General features: G+C 70.4%; 16 protein-coding genes and 1 other RNA gene. 8 read left to right on the plus strand and 9 right to left on the minus strand.

Going from position 1 to position 24,674, the window contains the following annotated elements; translation table 11 throughout:
• The first annotated feature begins 97 nt into the window (after window positions 1-97).
• From Q2K21_RS31290 to Q2K21_RS31315, 6 genes are read left to right on the plus strand one after another with little or no spacing between them, the layout of a single operon-like run.
• A complete protein-coding gene (locus Q2K21_RS31290) occupies window positions 98-1,393 on the plus strand; it encodes an ABC transporter substrate-binding protein (protein WP_310777826.1) in 1,296 nt (431 codons plus the stop codon).
• Window positions 1,390-2,358: a carbohydrate ABC transporter permease gene (locus tag Q2K21_RS31295; protein WP_310777829.1), complete on the plus strand. Its 969-nt coding sequence runs from the start codon at window positions 1,390-1,392 to the stop codon at window positions 2,356-2,358. The genes Q2K21_RS31290 and Q2K21_RS31295 overlap by 4 nt, the downstream gene beginning before the upstream one ends.
• Complete coding sequence (locus Q2K21_RS31300; RefSeq protein ID WP_310777834.1) at window positions 2,355-3,212, plus strand: carbohydrate ABC transporter permease; 858 nt, start codon at window positions 2,355-2,357, stop codon at window positions 3,210-3,212. Before Q2K21_RS31295 ends, Q2K21_RS31300 begins: the two co-directional genes overlap by 4 nt.
• An 11-nt stretch (window positions 3,213-3,223) precedes the next feature.
• The gene (gene yicI, locus Q2K21_RS31305; protein ID WP_310777837.1) at window positions 3,224-5,482 is read left to right on the plus strand and encodes an alpha-xylosidase; all 2,259 of its coding nucleotides are present in this window, start codon (window positions 3,224-3,226) and stop codon (window positions 5,480-5,482) included.
• A gap of 41 nt (window positions 5,483-5,523) precedes the next feature.
• Window positions 5,524-6,534, plus strand: coding sequence for a LacI family DNA-binding transcriptional regulator (locus Q2K21_RS31310; RefSeq protein WP_310777841.1), 1,011 nt, complete (start codon window positions 5,524-5,526; stop codon window positions 6,532-6,534).
• A 40-nt stretch (window positions 6,535-6,574) separates the two neighbouring features.
• A complete protein-coding gene (locus tag Q2K21_RS31315) occupies window positions 6,575-9,481 on the plus strand; it encodes a glycoside hydrolase family 3 protein (RefSeq protein WP_310777844.1) in 2,907 nt (968 codons plus the stop codon).
• Between the two features lie 142 nt (window positions 9,482-9,623).
• On the opposite strand, the gene ssrA is transcribed toward Q2K21_RS31315, so the two are convergent.
• The 5 genes from ssrA to ftsE form a co-directional block, all read right to left on the minus strand.
• Window positions 9,624-10,028: a transfer-messenger RNA gene (gene ssrA, locus Q2K21_RS31320) on the minus strand.
• Window positions 10,029-10,131: 103 nt separating this feature from the next.
• Window positions 10,132-10,674 (minus strand): SsrA-binding protein SmpB, encoded by a 543-nt coding sequence (smpB, locus tag Q2K21_RS31325; RefSeq protein ID WP_310777847.1) that lies wholly within the window; start codon window positions 10,672-10,674, stop codon window positions 10,132-10,134.
• Window positions 10,675-10,743: 69 nt separating this feature from the next.
• Window positions 10,744-11,919, minus strand: a complete 1,176-nt coding sequence (locus Q2K21_RS31330) for a S41 family peptidase (protein ID WP_310777850.1) — start codon at window positions 11,917-11,919, stop codon at window positions 10,744-10,746.
• Window positions 11,920-11,986: 67 nt separating this feature from the next.
• Window positions 11,987-12,904, minus strand: a complete 918-nt coding sequence (ftsX, locus tag Q2K21_RS31335; RefSeq protein ID WP_310777853.1) for a permease-like cell division protein FtsX — start codon at window positions 12,902-12,904, stop codon at window positions 11,987-11,989.
• A 34-nt stretch (window positions 12,905-12,938) separates the two neighbouring features.
• Window positions 12,939-13,628, minus strand: coding sequence for a cell division ATP-binding protein FtsE (gene ftsE, locus Q2K21_RS31340; RefSeq protein WP_310777857.1), 690 nt, complete (start codon window positions 13,626-13,628; stop codon window positions 12,939-12,941).
• 283 nt (window positions 13,629-13,911) lie between these two features.
• Here ftsE and Q2K21_RS31345 point away from each other — a divergent pair, with 283 nt between their 5' ends.
• The gene (locus Q2K21_RS31345) at window positions 13,912-14,103 is read left to right on the plus strand and encodes a hypothetical protein (protein WP_310777860.1); all 192 of its coding nucleotides are present in this window, start codon (window positions 13,912-13,914) and stop codon (window positions 14,101-14,103) included.
• A 109-nt stretch (window positions 14,104-14,212) separates the two neighbouring features.
• Here Q2K21_RS31345 and Q2K21_RS31350 read toward each other — a convergent pair whose 3' ends face one another.
• The 4 genes from Q2K21_RS31350 to Q2K21_RS31365 form a co-directional block, all read right to left on the minus strand.
• Window positions 14,213-15,130, minus strand: a complete 918-nt coding sequence (locus Q2K21_RS31350; protein ID WP_310777863.1) for a hypothetical protein — start codon at window positions 15,128-15,130, stop codon at window positions 14,213-14,215.
• Between the two features lie 337 nt (window positions 15,131-15,467).
• Window positions 15,468-16,574, minus strand: coding sequence for a peptide chain release factor 2 (prfB, locus tag Q2K21_RS31355; RefSeq protein ID WP_310777866.1), 1,107 nt, complete (start codon window positions 16,572-16,574; stop codon window positions 15,468-15,470).
• Window positions 16,575-17,390: 816 nt separating this feature from the next.
• Window positions 17,391-18,623 (minus strand): serine/threonine-protein kinase, encoded by a 1,233-nt coding sequence (locus Q2K21_RS31360; RefSeq protein ID WP_310777868.1) that lies wholly within the window; start codon window positions 18,621-18,623, stop codon window positions 17,391-17,393.
• A 182-nt stretch (window positions 18,624-18,805) separates the two neighbouring features.
• Window positions 18,806-20,518, minus strand: coding sequence for a serine/threonine-protein kinase (locus Q2K21_RS31365; RefSeq protein ID WP_310777871.1), 1,713 nt, complete (start codon window positions 20,516-20,518; stop codon window positions 18,806-18,808).
• A gap of 476 nt (window positions 20,519-20,994) precedes the next feature.
• Here Q2K21_RS31365 and Q2K21_RS31370 point away from each other — a divergent pair, with 476 nt between their 5' ends.
• On the plus strand, window positions 20,995-24,633 hold the full coding sequence (locus Q2K21_RS31370; RefSeq protein ID WP_310781342.1) for an FHA domain-containing protein: 3,639 nt from the start codon (window positions 20,995-20,997) through the stop codon (window positions 24,631-24,633).
• Window positions 24,634-24,674 lie beyond the last annotated feature (41 nt).

Consider the following 24,674-nt stretch of genomic DNA (forward strand, 5'->3'; position numbering starts at 1 on the left):
TCCAGCGTCGAAGCGCTTCGACGTCAGGCATCGAAACGATTCGATGAACGATGCGTGACGAATCCGATACCCATCCGACTGCCAATGGAGGCACTGGATGTTGACAACACGACGACGTGTGGTGGCGACAGCCGCCGCGGCCCTTGCCGGGTCGCTGCTCCTGGCCTCCTGCGGTGGCTCGGACAGCGGCTCTTCCGACGGCAAGACGCTGAAGCTGTGGCACTACGAGGGCCCGGACAGCGCGATGGGTGCCGCCTGGAACGAGGCCATCAAGGAGTTCGAGGCGAAGCACCCGGGCGTGAAGGTGAAGTTCGAGGAGAAGGGCTTCGAACAGATCCAGAAGACCGCGTCCATGGTCCTGAACTCCTCCGACGCGCCCGACCTCATGGAGTACAACAAGGGCAACGCCACGGCGGGCCAGCTGTCCAAGCAGGGGCTGCTGACCGACATGACCTCCGAGGTCACCAAGCGCGGCTGGGACAAGCTGCTCAGCGCGGGCGTGAAGACCACGAGCCAGTACGCCACCAACGGCGTCATGGGCTCCGGAAAGTGGTACGGCGTCCCCAACTACGCCGAATACACCATGGTCTTCTACAACAAGGACCTGTTCAAGAAGTACGACATCGCCGAGCCGAAGACGTACGACGACCTCACCGCCGCGATGGACAAGTTCGTCGCCAAGGGCGTCACCCCGCTCGCCAACGCCGGCGCCGAGTACATGGCCCAGCAGTACCTGTACCAGCTGGCCCTGTCGAAGGCCGACCGCTCCTGGGTCGACAAGTACGAGCTGTACAAGGGCAAGACCGACTTCCATGACGCCGCCTGGACGTACGGCGCGACGACCTTCGCCGACTGGGTGAAGAAGGGCTACATCAGCAAGACCTCCAGCGGCACCAAGGCCGAGGACGCGGGCGTCTCCTTCATCCAGGGCAAGTCCCCGATCCTCTTCAGCGGCAGCTGGTGGTACGGCCGCTTCACGTCGGAGGCCAAGTTCGACTGGGGCACCATGCTGTGGCCCGGCTCCAACCTCACCCTCGGCTCCGGCGGCAACCTCTGGGTCGTGCCCAAGAACGCCAAGAACAAGGAACTGGCCTACGACTTCATCGACATCACCATGTCGAAGAAGATCCAGAACCTGCTCGGCAACAAGGGCGGCGTCCCGGTCGCGGCCGACGCGAACGCCATCACGGACCCGCAGGCCAAGTCCCTGATCGCCAACTTCAACACGCTCTCCGGGCGGGACGGCCTGGCCTTCTACCCCGACTGGCCCGTCACCGGCTTCTACGACGTCCTCGTCTCCGAGACGCAGAAGCTGATCACCGGCAGTGAGAAGCCCGACGCCTACCTCGACAACGTGCAGAAGGCCTACGACAAGGGCGCGCCGAAGCAATGACGATCACCGTCGAACGGGGTGCGCGGGCCGTCGGCAAACAGCCGCACGGCGGCCCGCGCCGCCCCCGCCCGCGCACGTCCTACGCCCTCTTTCTGCTCCCCGGCGTCCTCGCCTTCCTCGCCGTGATCGTCGTCCCGTTCCTGATGAACACGGGCGTGAGCTTCACGGACTGGACCGGCGTCGGCTCGCCGAAGTGGTCCGGGCTCGCCAACTACCGCGAGCTGATGGACGACGACGAGTTCTGGGCGTCGTTCCGGCACAGCCTGTTCATGGTCGTCGCCATGGCCGTGATACCGACGATGCTCGGCCTGGTCCTGGCCGCCGCGCTGTTCGACTTCATCGGCAAGCACTTCGGCACCAGGATGGCGGCCGTCCTGCGCGCCTGCTTCTACCTTCCGCAGGTGCTGCCCATCGCCGTCGCCGGCATCGTCTGGAGCTGGATCCTCGCCCCCGACAACGGCGCCCTGAACGCGCTGCTGAAGGCGGTCGGTCTCGGCTCCTGGCAGCACGACTGGCTCGGCGACCCGGACATCGCCCTCTACAGCGTCATGGGGGTGATGGTGTGGGTGCAGATCGGCTTCCCGCTCGTCATCTTCATGGCCGGGCTCCAGCGCGTCGACCCGCAGCTGTACGAGGCGGCCGAGCTGGACGGGGCCGGCTGGTGGCGCCGCTTCTGGCACGTCACGCTGCCGCAGATCAGGCCCGAGATCTATGTCGTGCTGCTGTGGTGCACGATCGCCGCCCTCAAGGTCTTCGGGGCCGTCTACGTCCTGACCAAGGGCGGGCCCGGCGGATCCACCGACGTCCCCTCCTACTTCTCCTTCACCACGTTCTTCGAGAAGACCCAGGTCGGGTACGGGGCCGCCATCTCCACCGTGCTCACCGTGATCATCCTCGTCCTGGCGCTGATCGGGCTGAAGCTCCAGACGCGCGCCGAGGACGCCGAGGAAGGAGCGATGCGATGAGCGTCGTACCCGCCGACGTCCGCCGCCCCACGCGCACGGTGATCGCCCGCTACCCGGTGCTGATCGCCCTGTGCATCGGCGCCCTGTTCATGGTCCTGCCGTTCGCCATCGTCGCGGTCAACGCCGTGAAGTCCCCGGCCGAATACTCCCAGCACGGGCCCCTCAGCCTCCCCAAGGGCCTCTACCTGGACGGTCTGACGGACTTCTGGGAACGCGTGGACTACGGCCAGAAGCTGTTCAACTCGATCCTGATCAGCGGCTCGGTGGCCGTCCTGGCCGTGGTGCTGTCCGTGCTCAACGCCTACGCGATCGGCATCGGCCGCATCAAGGGACGCACCTGGGTGCTCGCCTTCTTCGTGCTCGCCAACATGCTGCCGCAGGAGGCCCTCGTCTATCCGATCTACTACCTGTGCAAGCAGGTGGGCCTGTACGACACCCGGCTGAGCGTGATCATCGTCTTCACCGTCGTCCAGTCCGCCTTCGGCACCTATCTGCTCTCCTCCGTCCTCGGGCAGTTCCCGCGCGAGATCATCGAGGCCGCCCGGATCGACGGGGCGAACAAGTGGCAGGTGCTGTGGCGGATCGTGGTCCCGGTCAGCCGCCCCACCATCGGCGTGCTGCTCGTCTTCTTCTTCATCTGGACCTGGAACGAGTTCCTGCTCCCCCTGGTCATGCTGATCTCCAACGACAACCAGACGGTGTCGGTGGCGCTCGGCGTCCTCCAGGGCCAGCGTCTGATGGACGCCACGATGACCAACGCGGCGGCCTTGCTGGGCGTCCTGCCCGCCATCGTCTTCTTCATCGTCTTTCAGCGGACCCTGACCCGTGGCATCGCCGCGGGCGCGGTCAAGTAGGGGGCTCGGCCTTGAAGTTCACCGACGGCTACTGGCTGCTGCGCGAAGGCGTCACCGCGGCCCACCCGGTCCAGGTCCTGGACGTGACCGCCTCACCGGGGGCCCTGGAGATCCACGCGCCGACCCAGCCCATCCGCCACCGCGGCGACCTGCTGAAGGGACCGGTCGTGACGATCAGCGCGCACGCCCCGATGCCGGACGTCATCGGCGTCACCTTCACGCACTTCGAGGGTGAGCAGCCCAGGGGGCCGCAGTTCGAGGTACAGCGGGACGACGACTTCGTCCCGCAGGCGGAGTACGACGACGAGCACGCCACCCTGACCGCGGGCGCCCTGTCCGTGCGGGTCGCCCGCACCGGCCCCTGGCACATCGACTTCCTCGCCCACGGCCGCACTCTCACCACCAGCGGCACCAAGGGCATGGGCATCATGCGGGACGCCACCGGCGCCCACTACCTGCGCGAACAGCTGAACCTGACCGTCGGGACCTCGGTCTACGGCCTCGGCGAACGCTTCGGGCCGCTCGTCAAGAACGGCCAGGTCGTCGACATGTGGAACGCCGACGGCGGCACGGCCACGGAACAGGCCTACAAGAACGTCCCCTTCTACCTGACCGACGCGGGCTACGGCGTCTTCGTCGACCACCCCGGCAGAGTGTCCTTCGAGGTCGGCTCGGAGGCGGTGTCCCGGGTCCAGTTCAGCGTGGAGAGCCAGCAGCTGACGTACTACGTCATTTACGGCCCCACGCCGAAGGACATCCTGCGCAAATACACGGCCCTCACCGGCCGCCCGGCCCTCCCGCCCGCCTGGTCCTTCGGCCTGTGGCTGACGACCTCCTTCACCACCTCCTACGACGAGACCACCGTCACCTCCTTCATCGACGGCATGAAGGAGCGCGAACTCCCGCTCTCGGTCTTCCACTTCGACTGTTTCTGGATGCGCGAGTTCAACTGGTGCGACTTCGAGTGGGACCCGCGGGTGTTCCCCGACCCGGAGGGCATGCTGGCCCGGCTGAAGGCCAAGGGCCTGCACATCTGCGTCTGGATCAACCCGTACATCGCACAGCGCTCGCCACTCTTCGCCGAGGGCAAGGAACTCGGCCATCTGCTGAAGAAGCCCGACGGCAGCGTGTGGCAGTGGGACCTGTGGCAGCCGGGCATGGCGCTCGTCGACTTCACCAGCCCGGCCGCCCGTGACTGGTACGCCGCCAAGCTGGAGGCACTGCTGGCGCAGGGCGTCGACTGCTTCAAGACCGACTTCGGCGAGCGGGTGCCGGTCGACGTGGCGTACGCGGACGGCTCCGACCCGGAGCGGATGCACAACTACTACACGTACCTCTACAACCAGACCGTCTTCGACGTGCTGCGCAAGCACCGCGGCGAGGAGGAGGCCGTCGTCTTCGCGCGCTCGGCCACGGCCGGCAGCCAGCAGTTCCCCGTGCACTGGGGCGGCGACTGCGAGGCCACGTACGAGTCGATGGCCGAGTCGCTGCGCGGCGGGCTCAGCCTCGGCATGTCGGGCTTCGGGTTCTGGAGCCACGACATCGGCGGCTTCGAGGGCACGCCGACACCGGCGCTGTTCAAGCGGTGGCTCGCCTTCGGCCTGCTGTCCTCGCACAGCCGGCTGCACGGCTCGTCGTCGTACCGGGTGCCGTGGCTGTTCGACGAGGAGGCCGTGGACGTCCTGCGGCTGTTCACCCGGCTCAAGCTGCGCCTCATGCCGTATCTGTACGAGGTCGCCCGGACCGCCCAGGCCGAGGGCGTGCCGATGATGCGGGCGATGGTGCTGGAGTTCCCGGACGACCCCGGGTGCGCGCATCTGGAGCGGCAGTACATGCTCGGCCCGGACCTGCTGGTCGCGCCGGTCTTCAGCGACGAGGGGGACGTGTCGTACTACGTGCCCGAGGGCACCTGGACCCACTTCCTGAGCGGGCAGACCGTGACCGGACCGCGCTGGGTGCGCGAGCGGCACGGGTTCGCCAGCGTTCCGCTGCTGGTCAGGCCGGGTGCCGTGATCCCGGTGGGAGCGGTGGACGACCGGCCCGACTACCCGTACGCCGACGGGGTCACCCTGCGCGCGTACGAGCTGGAGCGCGGGGCCAAGGTGACGGTGCCGGTGGGGGACGTGACCTTCACCGTCGTCCGCGAGGGGGACACACTACGGGCCTCCAGCAGTGATCCGGCGACCGGTTGGGCGCTGGCCGCCGGGGAGCGGATCGCGCGGGCGTCGGCCGATACCGGATTCCTGTCGCTGGAGCTGAAGTCGGAGTAATTGGTTCCGCCTCCCCCACCCCCACTGGAGCTGGACTGACCATGGTGAAGATCACGGACGTGGCACGGCACGCGGGCGTGTCCCCCAGCACCGTCTCGTACGCCCTCAGCGGCAAGCGCCCGATCTCCGAGGAGACCCGGCAGCGCATCGAGGCGTCCATCCGCGAGCTGGGCTACCGCCCGCACGCCGGCGCCCGGGCGCTGGCCAGCAGCAGGTCGAACGTGCTGGCGCTGGTGATCCCGCTGCGCGCCGGCATCCATGTCCCCGTGGTGATGCAGTTCGCGGTGTCGGTGGTGACGGCCGCGCGCCGGCACGACCACGACGTGCTGCTGCTCACGCAGGAGGAGGGGGAGGAGGGGTTGCGCAGGGTGGCGGACACGGCGCTCGTGGACGCGCTGATCGTCATGGACGTACAGCTCCACGACCCGCGCCTGCCGTTGCTGCGCTCCCTCGACCGGCCGTCCGTGATGATCGGTTTCCCCCAGGAGCCCGCCGGCCTCACCTGCATCGACCTCGACTTCATGGCGGCGGGCGAGCTGTGCGTGGAGCGGCTGGCGGGGCTCGGCCACCGGGTCGTGGCGCTGGTCGGCTCGCCGCCCGAGGTGTACGTGCGGGAGACGGCGTTCGCCCAGCGGGTGGTGCAGGGTTTCACGGCCGCCGCCGACCGCAACGGGCTCACCTCCTCCATCCACCCGTGCGAGGCGGCGCCGGCCGCCGCCCGCCGGGTCGCCGAACAACTGCTGCGCGAGCAACCCGCGCTGACCGGGGTCGTCGTCCACAACGAGGCGATCCTCGAACCGCTGATCGACGCCTTCGAGCAGCTGGGTCTGCGTGTCCCCGGTGACCTGTCCATCACCGCGATCTGCCCGGACGAGCTCGCCGAGTCCCTCCGCGTCCCGGTCACCTCGATCGCCCTGCCGTCCACCGAGCTGGGTGCGCGGGCCGTGGAGCTGCTGATGAAGAAGCTGGGCGGTGCGGCCGTGCCCGAGGCGACACTCCTGCCGCCCCGGCTGACCGAACGCGCGAGCACGGCGCCGCGCGACACGCCCTGAAATTCCGGATGTGCAAGGCCCTACCCGAAGGAGCCGTGACGTGAAAGGCAACACAGGAAGACGCAGAACCACCCTCCTCGTGGCGCTCGCGCTGATCGCGGGCCTGGGAGCCACGGTCCCCGCTCAAGCGGACGACCCGGCGTATCCCTTCCGCGACCCGAACCTCCCGGTGAACCAGCGTGTCGACGACCTGCTCTCCCGCCTCACCCTCGACGAGAAGATCTCCCTCCTCCACCAGTACGAGCCCGCGATACCCCGCCTCGGCATCCAGTCGTTCCGCACCGGGACCGAGGCCCTGCACGGGGTGGCCTGGCTCGGCAAGGCGACCGTGTTCCCGCAGGCGATCGGGCTTGCCTCCACCTGGGACCCGGCACTGATCCGGCAGGTCGGCTCGGCGGTCGGCGACGAGGCACGCGGCTTCCAGCAGCAACGCCCGGCCGGCTGGGGCCTCAACCTGTGGGCGCCCGTGGCGAACCTGCTGCGCGACCCGCGCTGGGGCCGCAACGAGGAGGGCTACTCCGAGGACCCGTACCTCACCGGCTCGATCTCGACGGCGTACGGCAAGGGCCTGACCGGCGGCGATCCGGACCATCTGAAGACGGCACCCACGATCAAGCACTTCCTGGCCAACAACAACGAGTACCACCGCGACACCACGTCCTCCGAGCTGCGCCCGCGCGTGCTGAAGGAGTACGACGAGCAGGCTTTCAAGCCGGCGATCGAGGCGGACGCGGCAACGGGCGTGATGTCGTCCTACAACCTCGTCAACGGCCGCCCGAACACGGTGAACCCGGCCATGGACGACACCGTGCGCACCTGGACCTCGCAGGACCTGCTGAACGTCACCGACGCCGCCGCGCCGGGCAACCTGGTCGGCAGCCAGAAGTACTACGGCACCCAGACCGAGGCGGACGCGGCGGCCTTGAAGGCGGGCATCGACAGCTTCACGGAGAACGACGCGAACTCCGGGCCGACGACGACCGCGATCAAGTCCGCGTTGTCCACAGGCCTGTTGAAGGAGTCGGACGTCGACGAGGCCGCGCGGCATGTGCTGAGCATCCGCGTGCGGCTCGGCGAGTTCGACCCGGGCGGCGGCAAGTACGGGTCGATCGACGCGTCGGTGATCGACAGCCCGGCTCACCGGAAGCTGGCGCGTGAGGCGGCGACCGAGGCGGCGGTCCTGCTGAAGAACGACGGCGGGGCGCTGCCGCTGAAGAAGTCCGGGAGCGCGGCGGTGGTGGGCCCGCTCGCCGACACCCTCTACACGGACTGGTACTCCGGCACCCTCCCCTACGCGGTCACTCCGAAGGACGGCATCGCGGCGAAGCTCGGCACGGCGGTGGCGAGCAGCGAGGGTGTGGACCGTATCGCCCTGAAGAACACGGCGACCGGGAAGTACGTGACGGCGGGGACGGGCGACTCGGGCGCGGCCCTGAAGGAGACGGCGGACACAGGTACGGCTTCCCAATTCGACGCGTTCGACTGGGGATCGGGCATCGTCACGCTGCGCTCGGCCGCCAACGGCAAGTACGTCGGCTACAACTGGTCGAACTTCGTCAACAACCAGACGCAGCCGAACGGCTGGTTCGTGCAGCAGCAGTTCAAGCTGGAGCGACAGGACGACGGGTCGTACCTGCTGCGCTACGCGGGATACGAGACCGGTGAGTCCTGGTGGTCGAACCCGGTGTACCTGGGCCCGACGGGCGACGACGGCACGCTCGGCCTGGTCGGCAAGGACAAGGCGGCGCACTACACGAAGGACGTGGTCCGCGACGGTGCCGCCGAGGCGGTCGCGGCGGTCAAGGGCAAGGACACGGCGGTCGTGGTGATCGGCTCGATGCCTGCGATCAACGGCCGCGAGGCCCACGACCGCACGGACATGGGCCTGGCCCCGTCGCAGGAGGCCCTGGTCAAGGCGGTACGCGCGGCCAATCCCAAGACGGTGGTGATCGTCGAGAACAGCTACCCCACCACGCTCGGCGCGCTGCAGAAGGAGGTCCCGGCCCTGCTGTGGACCACGCACGCGGGGCAGGAGACGGGCAACGCGCTGGCCGATGTGCTGTACGGCGACGCGAACCCGGCGGGGCGGCTCACCCAGACGTGGTACCGCTCGGAGTCCGACCTTCCGTCGATCCTGGACTACGACATCATCAAGTCCGACCGGACGTACCAGTACTTCAAGGGGCAGGCGCTCTATCCGTTCGGGTACGGGCTGTCGTACACGAGCTTCCGCTACGGGGAGCTGAAGCGGACGGACGGCGGCTACGAGGTGGCGGTGACGAACACGGGCCGGCTGGCGGGCGATGAGGTCGTGCAGCTGTACACCCACCAGCGGGTCTCGCGTGACAAACAACCCCTGAAGCAGCTGAAGGCGTTCGCGAGGGTGTCGCTGAAGCCGGGTGAGACGAAGACGGTTCGGCTGAAGGTACGGCCGTCGGACCTCGCGCACTGGGACGTCACGCACTCGAAGTGGGTGGTGGAGACGGGGACGTACGACGTGATGGTCGGCGCGTCGTCGGCGGACATCCGGGCGCGGGCGGCCTGGCAGGTGAAGGGCGAGACGATCCCGTCCCGGGACCTGTCGAAGGTCACGCGCGCCGAGAACTTCGACGACTACAGCGGGATCGAGCTGGTGGACGAGTCGAAGGTGAGCGGGACGGCGGTGGCGGCTTCCGCGGACGGGGCGTGGCTGAAGTTCGCGGACACACGGCTGGGGTCGGGGGCCTCTTCGCTGACCGCCCGGTTGGCGGGCGCATCCGGCACGGTCGAGGTCCGGCTCGGCTCCCCCACGGGCACGCTGGTCGGCACGGCACACTTCGACGGCACGTCGTCGCCGTACACGTACGAGACGGTGACGGCCCCGCTGACGGCGGCGGCGAAGGGCCATCGGGATGTGTACCTCGTACTGAGCGGAGGTGTGCGCCTGTCGACGTTCAGCCTGGGCTGACCGGCGACCGGTCGGTCAGCGGCGGATGACCCACGCGAGAGGATGGCGCCCACAGATGTCCGAGCCGTACCAGCCGTCCTCGTCCGTGCCAACGACAAAGGCCCTGTTGCTCAAGAGCAACAGGGCCTTGCCCACATGGGGTAAGTGGAGATGGCGGGAATCGAACCCGCGTCCAACGGTGCGGAACCAGGGCTTCTCCGTGTGCAGTTCGCTTCGATTTTCTCGGCCCCGGAGATCACGCGAACAAGTCTCCGACGGGCTCAGTCACTGTTTGGTTTCCCTCTTCACCCCGTGACCGGGATCAAGGTTTAGTCCCCTAGCTGATGCCAGGATCCGGGTCGGGAACAGCCCCGGGCTGACACTCCCCTGAGTAAGGGGCAGTCGCCTAACTACCTAGATCAGGCAGCGAGGGCGAACTGCGTCGCCTTGGGAGAATCGCTCTTAACAGTGGCGATTATTTTTTTCGGCCTGTGGTTTACGAGATCATGGCCGCTTCCTCGACACGCTTCCCCTGCCTCGACATCCGCTGTCGAAACCGATCATCCCCATGTTGTTTTTTCAAACCCTCTCGCGAGGGGGCCGCACCCGCCCTGGGGTGCGATGCCATCGTACGTGACCAACGCACGCCGATGCCACCATATTCCCCGCCGCTACGCGCCGCGCTGCCGGCGCTTCGCCGCCGCGATGGCGCGGGCCGACTCCCGGCGGTCCTGCTGCTCACGCAGCGTCTGCCGCTTGTCGTACTCCTTCTTGCCCCGTGCGAGAGCGATCTCGGCCTTGGCCCGGCCGTCCTTGAAGTACAGCGCGAGGGGCACGATCGTGTGACCCGTCTCCTGGGCCTTCGCCTCCAGCTTGTCGATCTCCTCGCGGTGCAGCAGCAGCTTCCGCTTGCGGCGCACGGAGTGGTTGGTCCAGGTCCCCTGGCTGTACTCGGGAATGTGGGCGTTGTGCAGCCACGCCTCGTTCCCGTCGATCTGCACGAAGCCGTCGACGAGCGAGGCACGCCCCTGCCGCAGCGACTTCACCTCGGTGCCGGACAGGACGAGACCCGCCTCGTAGGTGTCGATGATCGCGTAGTCGTGGCGCGCCTTCTTGTTCTGCGCGACGATCTTGCGCTTGCCGCCCTTCTCGCCGTCCCTGGACTTGGCGGCCGTCCCCTGCTGCTTCTGCTGGGACTCTTTCGGTACGTACATTCCCTTGGCCATAGTGACAGCCATTTTCGCACTAGTGGGGGGTGGAAGGGAAAGCCGATTACCGAGGGGTCACGAGGTGTCACCCAGGCCGCTCAGCACGGTCTCCGCCCGCTCCAGCGCCTCGTCGTCGGCCTCCAGGTCGGGGGTGATGCCGCGGCCGTCGACGCTGTGGCCCGAGGGGGTGCGGTAGTGCCCGACGGTCAGCTCCGCCACGGAGCCGTCGGGGAGGCGGCTCGGCATCTGGACCGAGCCCTTGCCGAAGGTGCGGGTACCCACGACCACGGCCCGGCCACGGTCCTGGAGGGCACCGGTGAGCAGTTCGGCCGCGCTCATCGTCCCGCCGTCGACGAGCGCGACCACGGGTCTGGTGGTGTCGCCGCCCGGGTCGGCGTGCAAGGCGCGCTGCGCGCCGTGGACGTCGTACGTCGCCACGAGCCCGCCGTCGAGGAAGGCGGACGCGGCGGTGACGGCCTCGGTGACCAGACCGCCGGAGTTGCCGCGCAGATCGAGGACGATGCCGGCGTCGTCGGGCGCGGCCGCCACAGCGTTGCGTACGAGGTCGCCGGACCCCTTGGTGAACGCCGCGATCTTGATCATGGTGATGTCTCCGGCGAGCCGCCGCACGGTCACCGAGTCCGTGGACAGCGTGGCCCGGCGCAGTACCTCGCTCCATGTGCGCGTGCCGCGCTGCAGCCCGAGCCGGACCCGGGTGCCGACGGCCGCCTCGTCGGTGTCGCCGTCACCGTCACCGCGCAGTAAGGAGACGACCTCGGTGACGGGCCTGCCGTCGACGTCCTCGCCGTCGACGCTGCGCAACCGGTCGCCCTTGCGAATCCCGGCGGCGGCCGCGGGCGAGCCGGACTGCACCCGGGTCACCTCGATCCGGCCGTCGCTCTCACGCCGGGCGGAAAGACCGACACCGGTGTACTGGCCGTCGAGGGCCTCCTCGAACTCCTGGTACTCGCCCTGGGAGTAGACGGCGCTCCAGCGGTCACCGCTGCGGCTGACGGCGCGCTCGGCGGCCTCCATCGGAGACTTGCCGTCGGCCATCGCCTTCGCGGCCGCCTCGGCGACGTCCTCGTGGTGGCCGGCCGGAACCGCCGGCTCGGCAGAGGGGGTCTTGTGGAGGGTCTCGTCGAACGATCCCGTCGCGGCGCCCGCGACGAGGATGCTCGCGAAGACCAACGTCAGGGCCGCCCCGTGGCGGATGCGGCGGGGCTGACAGAACAGGTCGCGGCCTGACATGCGGGTGAGTCTAGGACAACGCACGAGGCCGTACGGGCGGTTGCCCGTACGGCCTCGTTGGCATGCGTCACACCTTCAGGTACTTGCGCAACGCGAAGAACGCGGCAAGCGCCGGCATCAGGAAACTCGCGGCGAGGATGAGCGGAAGCTTGGTGAGGACCGCGTCCCAGCCGACGAAATTGATGAGTTGGAGCTTCTCGGACAGCGCCACGCCGTGGTCGATCACGAAGTACTGCCCGAGGACGAGGAAGGTGCAGGCGATGGTGCCGCCGATGAGTCCGGCGACCGCGGCCTCCATGATGAACGGCGCCTGGATGTAGAAGCCGGAGGCGCCCACCAGCCGCATGATGCCGGTCTCACGACGACGGCTGAACGCGGAGACGCGCACCGTGTTGATGATCAGCAGGAGCGCCACGAACAGCATCACGATCATCACCAGGAGCGCCGCCCCGTTGAGATACCCCAGCAGCTTGAAAAGGTTGTCCAGGATGCCCTTTTGGTCCTGCACGGACTGCACGCCGGCCCGGCCGTTGAAGGCGCTCGCGATGACCTGGTACTGCTCGGGGTTCTTCAGCTTGATGCGGTACGACTCCTGCATCTGGTCCGGCGTGAGCGAGCTGGCCAGCGGGGAGTCGCCGAACTGTTCCTTGTAGTGCTTGTAGGCCTGGTCCTGCGACTCGTACAGGACCTTGTCGACCACCGACATCTTGTCCAGGTCGGTCTTGATCTGTTCCTTCTGCTCGGTGGTCACCGCGCCCTTGGCGCAGTTGGGGTCGGACTCTGCGTCGCTCTTGTTGCAGAGGAAGATCGAGACGTTGACCTTGTCGTACCAGTAGCCCTTCATCTGGTTGACCTGGTCGCTCATCAGGAGCGAACCGCCGAACAGGGCCAGGGAGAGGCCGACGGAGACGATGACCGCGAAGGTCATCGTCAGGTTGCGGCGGAGACCGACACCAATCTCCGAGAGAACGAACTGCGCGCGCATGGCGTCTTCTTGGGGCCTTTCCGTGGACGGTGGATCAGTGCTGGTAGCCGTAGACGCCGCGCGCCTGGTCGCGGACGAGGCGGCCCTTCTCCAGCTCGATGACGCGCTTGCGCATCTGGTCCACGATGTTCTGGTCGTGGGTCGCCATCACCACGGTCGTGCCCGTCCGGTTGATCCGGTCGAGCAGCTTCATGATGCCGACGGAGGTCTGCGGGTCGAGGTTGCCGGTGGGCTCGTCGGCGATCAGCAGCTTGGGCCGGTTGACGAAGGCCCGCGCGATGGCGACGCGCTGCTGCTCGCCACCGGACAGCTCGCCGGGCATCCGGTCCTCCTTGCCGCCGAGCCCGACGAGTTCGAGCACCTGAGGCACGGACTTGCGGATCTCGCCGCGCGACTTGCCGATGACCTCCTGCGCGAAGGCCACGTTCTCGGCGACCGTCTTGTTCGGCAGGAGGCGGAAGTCCTGGAACACCGTCCCCAGCTGGCGGCGCATCTGCGGCACCTTCCAGTTGGAGAGGCGGGCGAGGTCCTTGCCCAGGACGTGCACCTGGCCGTGGCTGGCGCGCTCCTCGCGCAGGATCAGCCGCAGGAAGGTGGACTTTCCGGAGCCGGAGGACCCCACGAGGAAGACGAACTCGCCCTTCTCCACTTCCAGGGAGACATCCCTCAGGGCAGGGCGGTTCTGCTTGGGGTAGACCTTGGACACGTTGTCGAATCGGATCACGGATGCACCACGGGCCGTTGGGGGTAGGTGAGCGTGACCATACGCGAAGCGGGTGCGGGCGCGCAGGCACCGGTCGGGGTTGCGTGCGGGTTGTGCGTTTTTGTACCGGGCAAAGGGGCCGCACCCGTGAACAAGGAGCGTTTCCGCGGCTGACCGGCGGAGCGTGGGGGCAGGATACGGCCGACCGCGCCGAAATCCGCGGAACCTGGCACAGTGGAGTGGGGAACGGTTGCGTCCCCGGAAGCGTTGTGTACGTGAAAGCGGCACAAGGAGGGCGAGGCGCATGACGTACGACCGATTGGTGTGCGCGAACTGCGCGGCGCCCGTGAGTGAGGGTCGCTGCCCCGTCTGCCGTGCCAGCCGGGAGCGCCTCCAGCAGGAAAGCCCCTGGTCGGGGCTGAATCCGACGGCACTGATCGTGCTCCTGGCCGTGCTGATCGCGGCGGTGGCGCTGCTGGCGCACCAGACGGCGTAGCGGACGCCGATACGGACGTACGGAAGGGCCCGGGACGGAGGACGCCCCGGGCCCTTCTCACGCGTTTCTCACGCCTGTGGATCAGGTCGCACGCCTTTTACGCCTGTGATCAGGCGGCGGCGCCACCGCGGCCGTTCACGAGGCGCGGCAGCACCCGGAAGCCGATACCGCCGGCGATCATCGTAGCGGCGCCGACCAGCAGGAACGCGGTCTGACCGGCACCCGTCTCGGCCAGCTGCTTGCCGCCGTTGCCCTGGGCGGAGGCGTCAGAACCGGTGTCGGTAAGGGCCGAGGAGCCCTCCTGCTGGGTGGCGTTGTCGTTGCTGCCACCGTTGGGGGTCGTGCTGCCGCCGTTGTCGCCGGAACCGCCGTTGTCGCCCGAGCCACCGTTGTCGCCCGAGCCACCGTTGTCGCCGGAACCGCCGTTGTCGCCAGTACCGCCGTTGTCGCCGGAACCGCCGTTGTCGCCGGAACCGCCGTTGTCGCCCGAGCCACCGTTGTCGCCCGAGCCACCGTTGTCGCCGGAACCGCCGTTGTCGCCAGTACCGCCGTTGTCACCGGTACCGCCGTTGTCGCCAGTACCGCCGTTGTCGCCAGTACCGCCGTTGTCACCGGTACCGCCGTTGTCACCGGTACCGCCGTTGTCGCCAGTACCGCCGTTGTCGCCAGTACCGCCGTTGTCGCCAGTACCGCCGTTGTCGCCAGTACCGCCGTTGTCGCCAGTACCGCCGTTGTCGCCAGTACCGCCGTTGTCGCCAGTACCGCCGTTGTCGCCAGTACCGCCGTTGTCGCCAGTACCGCCGTTGTCGCCAGTACCGCCGTTGTCACCGGGGCAGACGGCGACGTCGCCGCAGCCGCCGGTGCCGCCGTCGTCGCCGCCGGTACCGCCCGAGTCCTCACCGGTCACGCTCGCCGAAATGCTGATGTCGAGCGCCGAAGCGGCACCCGCAGCAGTCAGCGAGGCGCCGGCGGCGATCACAGCGCCCGCCGCGATCCGCGCGACACGGATCCGCGTCTTCTTCGTCATGTGGTTGCTACCCCCAGTAGCTCACTAGTCAATGAGGCCGCGCTCGGGGCGGTGATCAACGGAGGTAGTCCAGACGAACCCCCCGGTTCACATGCGCCCCAGACACAACGCATGCCAATGCTTTACCCTCCCCACTTTTCAGAGCAACGTCAAGGTCGTTGCGCGCGCGATGTCCAGTAAGTGATCTTTTGCGGGACAAGCGCGACGTGAGTGTGATGTAGAACCCAGACGCGAAAAACACAAAGGCAACTGCCCCTATCTGCGGGGCAGTTGCCTTGTCGACAAAGCGCTGTTGTTCGGGAGTGTCGTCGTCGGTCGTCACCGACCGTCGCCGGTACTACTTCTCCTGCTGCTTGCGCCAGCGAATCCCGGCCTCGATGAACCCGTCGATCTCGCCGTTGAACACGGCCTCGGGGTTGCCGACTTCGTGCTCGGTCCGCAGGTCCTTGACCATCTGGTACGGGTGCAGGACGTACGAACGCATCTGGTTGCCCCAGGAGTTGCCACCGTCGCCCTTGAGGGCGTCCATCCTGGCCTGCTCCTCCTGCCGGCGCCGCTCGAGGAGCTTGGCCTGGAGGACGTTCATCGCGGAGGCCCTGTTCTGGATCTGGGACCGCTCGTTCTGGCAGGTGACCACGATGCCGGTGGGGAGGTGCGTGATCCGCACGGCGGAGTCGGTCGTGTTGACGCCCTGGCCGCCGGGGCCGGAGGACCGGAACACGTCGACCCGGAGGTCGGAGTCGTCGATCTCCACGTGGTCGGACTGCTCGACCACGGGAAGGATCTCCACACCCGCGAAGGAGGTCTGGCGCCGTCCCTGGTTGTCGTAGGGGGAGATCCGGACGAGCCGGTGGGTGCCCTGCTCGACGGAGAGGGTGCCGTAGGCGTACGGGGCCTGGACGGCGAACGTCGTGGACTTGATCCCGGCCTCTTCGGCGTACGACGTGTCGTAGACCTCGGTCTTGTAGCCGTGCTGCTCGGCCCAGCGCAGGTACATGCGCTGGAGCTTCTCGGCGAAGTCGGCGGCGTCGACGCCACCGGCCTCGGCACGGATGTTGACGAGCGCTTCCCGGGCGTCGTACTCGCCGCTGAGGAGCGTCCGCACCTCCATCTCGTCGAGCGCCTTCTTGACATCGACAAGCTCGGCCTCGGCCTCGGCGCGGGTGTCCGGGTCGTCCTCGGCCTCGGCGAGCTCGAAGAGCACACCGAGGTCGTCGATCCGGCCGCGCAGGGTCTCGGCCTTCCTCACCTCCGCCTGGAGGTGGGAAAGCTTGCTGGTGATCTTCTGCGCCTCGTCCGGGTTGTCCCAGAGGGACGGCGCGGCCGCCTGCTCCTCGAGCACGGCGATGTCTGCCCTCAGCTTCTCGAGGTCCAGAACGGCCTCGATCGACTCCATGGTCGAGGAGAGGGACTTCAGCTCTTCGGATACATCGACGACTGCCACGCATCCAGCGTAACGGCTCCGCCGGAGAGCCAATGCCGGGTGACCGGGTGGTCACGAAGTCACCCGGTGCCCAGGGGACCGCCGCGGGGGCTGCCGCCCCCGGCCCCCGCTTTGCCGACCTTGACGGCATCGCCCTCAAACTCCCTCCCCCAAGCTCTTCGAGCAGGGGGACCCCGGACGGGCTGCTCTTTCAGCCCCTCCGGCATTTGAAGAGCCGGGGCTCCGGGGCTGGCCCCGTAAAGGTCCGGCGAAGCCCCAGCGGGGTCCGAGGGCGGAGCCTGGGTCCGGGGGCGCAGCCCTGGTCAGGGCCCGAAGGCAGGGCGCAGGGCCGCAGACTCGGGCACGGCCCGAAGGCGAGGCGCACGGGCACCGACCCGCCGGGGGTCCAGGGGGCGGGGCGCAGGGCCACAGCCTTGGCCGGGCCCCGAGGGCCGGTGCAGGGCCGGAGCCCTGTACGGGTCCCAAGGGCCGGTGCAGGGCCGGAGCCCTGTACGGGTCCCGAAGGCAGGGCGCAGGGCCGCAGACCCGGGCAAGGCCTGAAGGCGAGGCGCACGGGCACAACCCCGAGCGAGACCCGAGGATGAGGCGCAGGGCCGCAGACCTGGGCGACGCGCACGGGCACAACCCGGGCAAGACCCGAGGACGAGGCGCAGGGCCGCAGACCCCGGCGAGGTGCAGGGGCGCAGACCCGGGTGAGGTGCAAGGGCGCAGCCCCCGCCGGGGGTCCAGGGGCAGCGCCCCTGGCGGGGCGGAGGGGACGAGGTCCTGGGGAAGGGATGGGTAAGGGCGGCGGGGGCGAAAAACCTCCGGGCCCGGTCAGGGCGCTGCCGACGCCGAGCTTCCCGTGGCCGGGGGCGGCGTGTCGTCGTCCCCCGACGTCGCCAGCCACGTGCCCACCCCCACCGCCGCCACCAGCGCCACCACCACCGCGCCCAGCGCGATCCGGCGGCGGTGGGCCGAGGAGCGGTGGCGGGCCGAACCCGGCCGTGGGGCGCCCGCGGCCCGTGGCACGCGGGCCGTGCCACGGGCACCGCCCGCCAGCTCGTCCGGCGCCGGCACCCGCATCGACGTATGTGTGTCCCGGTTGGAGTCGGGCTTCGCCCCCGGCACCAGCGGCACCGCTCCACGCCGCACCCGCGCCCCCGTCGGCTCCCCCGGCACCGCCGCCTCGCTCGGCTCCTCCGTCGGCTCCGCGTCCGGCTCGTCCACTTCCAGCGGCGGCAACCCCGCCAGCAGCGGCAGCTGCTCCCGCAGCCGTGCCGCCAGCTCGGAGGCCCGCAGTCGCGACGCCGGGGCCTTGGCCAGACACTGCACCATGAGCTGCCACAGCTCGTCCGGGATGCCGGGAAGCGGAACCACCGTCTCCGTCACATGGCGGCGCAGCACCGCGCCCGGATGCCCCCCGCCGAACGGGGTGAAGCCCGCCAGCAGCTCGTACAGCACCGTCGCCAGCGCGTAGATGTCCACCGCCGCCCTCGGCGGCAGGCCCTCCACGATCTCCGGCGCCAGGTAGTCCGGAGTCCCGATGATCTTCGTCGCCCGGGTACGGCGCGGCGAATCGATCAGCTTCGCCACGCCGAAGTCCGTCAGCAGTGCCGGGTGCGAGCCGCCCGGACCGAGCGGCCCCTGCATGTCCAGCAGGATGTTCTCCGGCTTCACATCCCGGTGCACGACCCCCGCCGCGTGCGCCGCCGCCAGCCCGTCGGCGACATCCGCCACGATCGCCACCGCCGCCTCGGGCGCCAGCCGCCGTTCCCGGTCCAGCCGTGTGCGCAGATCCGTGCCCCGGACCAGGTCCATGACCAGGGCCAGGTCGTTCCCGTCGACCACCAGGTCCCGTACGGACACCACGTTCGGGTGGTCGAGCCCCAGCAGCGCCGTGCGCTCCTGGACGAAGCGGCCCACGAGCTCCTGGTCGGACGCGAGGTCCTCACGCAGCAGCTTGATGGCGACGGGCCCGTCCGGACCCTCGCCCAGCCACACCGTGCCGGCGCTGCCCCGTCCCAGGATCTGGTTCGCGGTGTACCGGCTGCCGATCTTCCGTGCCAAGGCTGCTCCTACTGAGGACGCGTGTTGCCGACGCTGGTCGACAAAACTACGCGTCCCGAAGGGCAACCTTCACCGTCGAGACCGAAATCACCCGTCGGATGTCGACAAATCCCCAGAGTCGCCGCCCCTTTGGGCGCGAGGCACCTCCCGCCCGCGGCACGACTTCCGGCCCGCTCCCGGTGCTACGAACCCCCGCCCAACTGCCCGATCCACCCGGTCACGGTCGAGAACCAGTCGGTCAGCTGGTCCCAGTACGACTTCGTCGTACCGATCCACTCCTGAAGCGGACTCAACTCCCAGACGAGCCACCCGGCGACGAACAGGATGACGATCGTGAACAGACAGCCCTTCAGGCAGCCGAGTCCGGGGATCTTCATCGGATTGGCGCTGCCCTGCCGCGGCGGCCGCGGCTCGCGCGCCGGACGCGGCGCCGGCTGCTGGGGCCGCTGCGGGGCGGGCTGCTGCGGCGCGGGCGCGTACCGCTGCTGTGGCTGCTGCTGAGGGGCAGGCGCGTACTGCTGATGCTGGGGCGCGTACTGCTGGGGCTGCTGCTGCGGATATCCGTACCCGGGCGCGGGCTGCTGCTGCCTGGGCTGCGGACGCCGCGGGGGCTGTTGCTGCGGCTGCTGGGGGCGGGCGACCTGCCGCTGCGGGCGGCGGCGCAGCGGGTCGTCGCCGGGGTCGAGGTACGCCTGGACCTGCGTCTGTTCATTACGGTCGCGGGCCGCGCGCAGCTGGTTCTGCCAGGGGTGCGGCTCCTCCGGCCGGGGCTGCCCGCCCGGCTGGTGCTGGGACACCGGCGGCATGACGGCCGTCGGGTCGGCCGCGCCGGTGTTCGGCAGGACGGCGGTGGGGTCCGCGGCGCCCACGGGCCCCGCCGACGTATGCGGCAGGACACTGGTCGCCGCGTTCGGGTCGTACGAGGCCGCCGCGCCCTGCGGCAGTACCTGCGTGGGGTCGGCGGCGCCGGGAACGGCGGTCGGGTCCGGGTCCGGCGCGAGCAGCGCGCCCACGCCCTCCGCGGCGGCGATCTGCGCGGAGTTCGCGTGCACACCGACACCCTCGGCGACGACCCGCAGCGCCCGCGCCAGGTTCTCGGCGCCGGGCCGTTCCGCCGGGTTCTTGCGCAGGCAGCGCTCTATGACGGTCCACAACGGGTCGGGCACCGTCGACGGGCGCCGCGGCTCGGCGCTCAGATGCTGGTGGAGCACCTCAAGGGCCGTCCCGCCGCCGAACGGCGGACGCCCGGTGACCAGCTCGTACAGCAGGATGCCGGCGCCGTAGACGTCGACGGCGGAGGTCTGCGGACGGCCCTCGGCCGACTCGGGGGCGATGTACGCGGGCGTGCCCACGAACTCGCTCGTGCGCGTGAGGCCCGGCGAGTCGGCCAGACGGGCGATGCCGAAGTCGGTCAGCATCGGGTGCATCTGGCCGGCGTCCTGCTTGAGCAGCACGTTCGCGGGCTTCAGGTCGCGGTGCACGACACCGTCGGCGTGGCTCGCGGCCAGCGCGTCGGCGATCTGCGCGGTGAGCAGGGCGGCGGCGACCGGCGTGAAGGGGCCGTTCTCCCGGAGGTAGCGGTGCAGGTCGGGGCCGTCGACGAGGTCCATGACCAGCGCCAGCAGCTCACCCTCGACCACCAGATCGCGCACCCGCACGATGTTCGGGTGGGTCAGGCGGAGCAGGACGGACCGCTCCCGCAGGAACCGCATCACGATGTCCGGATCGCCGGCCAGCTCTTCCTTGAGGACCTTGATCGCCACGGTCTCGCCGGGCTGGCCCGCGACGGCCGCCTCGGCCCCCGCGGTCTCACGCTGGCGGGCTCGCCAGACGGTGCCCGTGGCGCCGCGTCCGAGCGGCTCCTCGAGCAGGTACTTGCTGCCTACCGGCCGCACGTCATGCGCTCCCTGCTGCTTGCCTGACTGGTCCGTTCACCCTGCTACAGGTGTTCCGACCACTGTAGTGCCGCAGTACCTGGCACAGGGCTGTCGACCGCCTGTGCGTGCGCGGCCGCGTTTTCACAGCCGACATGGTTCACGTACTCGGCTTCCGCATGTGTTCGAGCTTCCGCATGTGTTCGATGAGAGGACGCTCGCCCGGACGCACTTGGTTGCCCGATGGGGGCGTGACCGATCTCAAGCGGACACGGGCCGGGCATTGGTCAGGCACTTTTACGGGCAGAGCCGACCAATCAAGATCACTTGGCGGTGGGGGGCGGGCGCGTTGTCAGTGACAGGTGCGAGGATGCATCCCGTACTGGCCTCTGTGCTCGTGTGCGGTGGGGGGAGTTCGCGGTGTTCGCGGTGGGGGACCGCGACACGGCTCCGTCCTCCGTCCGCGGGCGCCCGTGCAGAAGGGACCGCTGACGGCGATGCAGATCCGGCTGACCGTCGTAGACCCGCTGGGCCCGCCCCCGGAGTCACGGGTGCGCGCCGCGAGCTGCGACGTGCTGGTCACCGCGCCCGCCGGGACGGCGCTGGCCGCGGTGGCGTCGGGCCTGGCCTCGGCGGTCGGCGCAGGCGATGCTCCGGTGGTGCTCTTCGCGGGCGCGGAGCGTTTGGACGCCCAGCGCTGCACGCTGGGCGAGCCGCCGCTGCTGGACGGCGCGGTGCTGACCCTGGGCGCGCCCGCGGAGCCCGGCCCCGAGCCGGACGAGGACGCGGCCCAGCTGCACGTGGTCGCGGGCCCGGACGCGGGCGGCGTCCATCTGCTGCACGGCGGGGTGATCCACGTCGGCCGCTCCGCCGACGCGGACGTTCCGCTGGACGACCCGGACGTCTCCCGGCTGCACTGCGCGGTCACGGTCGCCGCCGACGGCCGTGTCTCGGTGGCCGACCTGGGCTCCACGAACGGCACGATGCTCGACGGCACGCGGGTCACCGACCGCCCGGTGCGCTTCGCGCCCGGCGCCCTGCTGCGCCTCGGCGAATCGGCCCTGCGGCTGGCCCCGCCCGGTGGCGTGCGGTCGGTGGGGACGGCCCCGGACGGAGAAGGGCATGTGCGGGTCCTCGGTGAGGGCGGGGAGGGCTCGGAAGGCGCCGAGGGTTCCGCGCGGCCGGCGACGAGGCTGACCGTGCCGCACGCACGCGTAGGGGGCGCGGGCGCCCCGGAGACGGGGACGGGCGGCCGCACGGGAGCCGGACATACGGGGCATCGCTCCGCGGCCGACCGTGCCTCCGGAGACACCCACCACGGCTTCAGCGTCCCCGGAGGCACCCACCACGGCGTCAACGGCCCCGGAGGCACCCACCACGGCGTCAACGGCCCCGGAGACACCCATCACGGCTTCGGCGTCTCCGCCTGGGGCGCCTCCGGCGGACTCGCTCCGGGGGCGCAGGAGCACGGGCCCGTGGAGTCCCCCATCCCGGCGCCGGTCGTGCCGGGGCAGGGCGGAGCCCCGCGATGGGAGAGCCGGGACGCGGCATCCGAGGACGCGGTGTACGAGGGCACGCGCAAGGGCACCCCGCTGCGCGGTACGGACGTGCCGCCGGGGGTGCGCAGGCGCGGCGGGTTCACGGCGTGGGCGCGACGGCTGGCGGGAGGCCGCGGCGAACCGGGCGGTACGGGACGGGAGGACGCGTACGGCGAGGACGGCGGTACGTCGGCGCCGGCGCCCTCCGTCCCCCGGGCCCCGGAGAAGTGGCCGGACCCGGCGGCACTGCTGCTGACCGCGCTCGGCCCCGGGCCGCGGCTGTGGGAGCGCGGCCCGGGACACCCGGAGTCGCTCACCGTGCGGCTGGGCACGGCCGACCGGGCGGCGCCCGACGGTTCGGGGCTGCTGCCCGCCGTGCCCGTGACCGCCGGGCTGCGCGAGGTGGGCACCCTCGGCCTGGCCGGGCCCCGCGCCCGGCTGGCCGGGCTGGCGCGCGCGGTGGTGGCGCAGCTCGCCGCGCTGCACTCCCCCGACGCGCTGGAGCTGGTCCTGATCAGCGCCGACCGCTCACGCACCCTGGAGGAGCGCACCGCCGAGTGGTCCTGGCTCGGCTGGCTCCCCCACCTGCGCCCGGCCCACGGCCAGGACTGCCGGCTCCTGCTGGCGTACGACCGCGAACAGGCGACAGCCCGCACGGACGAGCTGTTGCGCCGTCTGGAGGACCACCTCGCGGGCCCGGGCGGCCTCATGGGCACGGGCGGTGCGACCGGCACCGGCCGCCTCATCGGCACGGGACGTGTGAGGGACGCGGGCAGCCACGCCGACACCGGCCGTGCGACCGACCCGGACCGCCACACCGACATGAACCGTCCGGCCGGCGCGGCTGACACGGTCGACGGGGCGTGGAGGGGCGGCCCACATCCCGGCGCCGACCCGAGCGGCCGTTCGAGCGACGGACACCACGCTGCCGCTGACCAGGACCGCTCCTCGGCCGACCGGCAGGGCCGCCCCTCCACGCGCGGTGCCGCCCGTCGGCCCTCCTGGGCGCTGGACGACGACCCGGCGGACGGCGCCTTCGCGGGGCCGTACACCGTGGTCGTCGTGGACGGCGATCCCGGCGGTGCCGATGTGCGCGAGGCCGTGGTCCGGCTGGCGCGGGAGGGAGCGCGGGCCGGGATCCACGTCGTCTGCCTGGCCGAGACGCCGTCCGCCTCGCCCGCGTCGCCGGTGACGGAGACGTTCGAGGCGGCCTGCGCCGCCTCCCCCGTGTTCCGGGAGTGCGGGGCCGTCGCGCTGCTGAGCGGCGACGTGGCGACGGCACTGCGGCTGCTGCGGGTCGCGCCGGGGGGAAGCGCTCAGGCACACGGACACCGCGGCCCCGTCGGACACGGCACGCTCGCCGCCGTGGACGCGGTGTCCCCGGCGTGGGCGGAGCGCTTCGCGCGGGCGCTCGCGCCGTTGCGGACGGATGGCAGCGGGGACCGGCACGCACGTGTGTCGGCGCCGTTGCCCCAGGCGGCCCGGTTGCTGGACGAGTTGGGCCTGGCGCGGGCCACCCCGGCGTCATTGTTGGCGCGTTGGGCGGACGCGGCCGACGACACGGAGTCGCTGGGCGGGCGCGCATGGGCGGTGCTCGGCGCCGGACCGCGCGGCCCCGTGGGTCTGGACCTCGCCGCCGAGGGGCCGCATCTGCTGATAGAGGGCCCGTCCGGCAGTGGTCGTACGGAGCTGCTGCGCTCCATCGCCGCGTCGCTCGCGGCGGCCGAGCGCCCGGACCGGCTCGGGATCGTGCTCGTCGACGGCCGCGACTGCGGGGCGAACGGCGGTACGGGCGGGGACGGCCTGCGCGTCTGTACGGACCTGCCGCACGTCACCACACACCTGGCGGCCAACGACCCGGTGCGCATGCGGGAGTTCGCTCAGTCGCTCAGCGCCGAGCTCAAGCGCCGGGCCGAGCTGCTGGGACGGCTCGGCTTCACCGAGTGGCACACACAGCGGGCGGTGGCGGACCGGATCATGCCGCAGCGGGCGGCTGGAAGCACGGCCTCGGGCGACCTCGACACACCACCGAGTACGACGCTGCGGCTGCGCCCGGCGGCGACCCGACAGCCGACGGAGGCGGCGCCTCCGCCGGCGCGGCTGGTCGTGCTGGTCGACGACCTGGACGGTCTGCTGTCCCCGGCGCTGGGCTCGCCGGGCCGCCCGGCGGCCGGGTCGGTCGTACGGGCGCTGGAGGCGGTGGCCCGGGACGGGGCGCGGCTCGGGGTGCACCTCGTCGCGGCCGCGGACCCTGACGGACGGACGGCGGAATGGGCGCCGGCCCGCACGGCCTCGCTGCGGATCACCCTTGATGCGGTGTCGTCCGGGGTGGACGAACCGTCGCCAGGGCGTGGGCAGTTGACGCGTGACGGCAAGGTGACGCCGTTCCAGGGCGGGCGCATCACGGGGCGTATCCCCCGGACGGCGACCCTTCGCCCGACGGTCGTGCCGCTGGAGTGGCATCGCATGGGGGACCCTCCGGCTCGGCGGCCGGTGCGGGAACTGGGGAACGGACCTACGGACTTGGCGTTGCTGGCGAGTGCGTTGGAGCGGGCGGCGCGGTCGGTGTCGGCGGTGGAGGTGCCGTCGCTGCTCTAGTTTTTCGTCCCCGCCGCCGCTCACCACACGTCACGACGCGG

This window comes from Streptomyces sp. CGMCC 4.7035 (genome assembly GCF_031583065.1).
GTDB classification, from domain to species: Bacteria; Actinomycetota; Actinomycetes; order Streptomycetales; family Streptomycetaceae; genus Streptomyces; species Streptomyces yaanensis.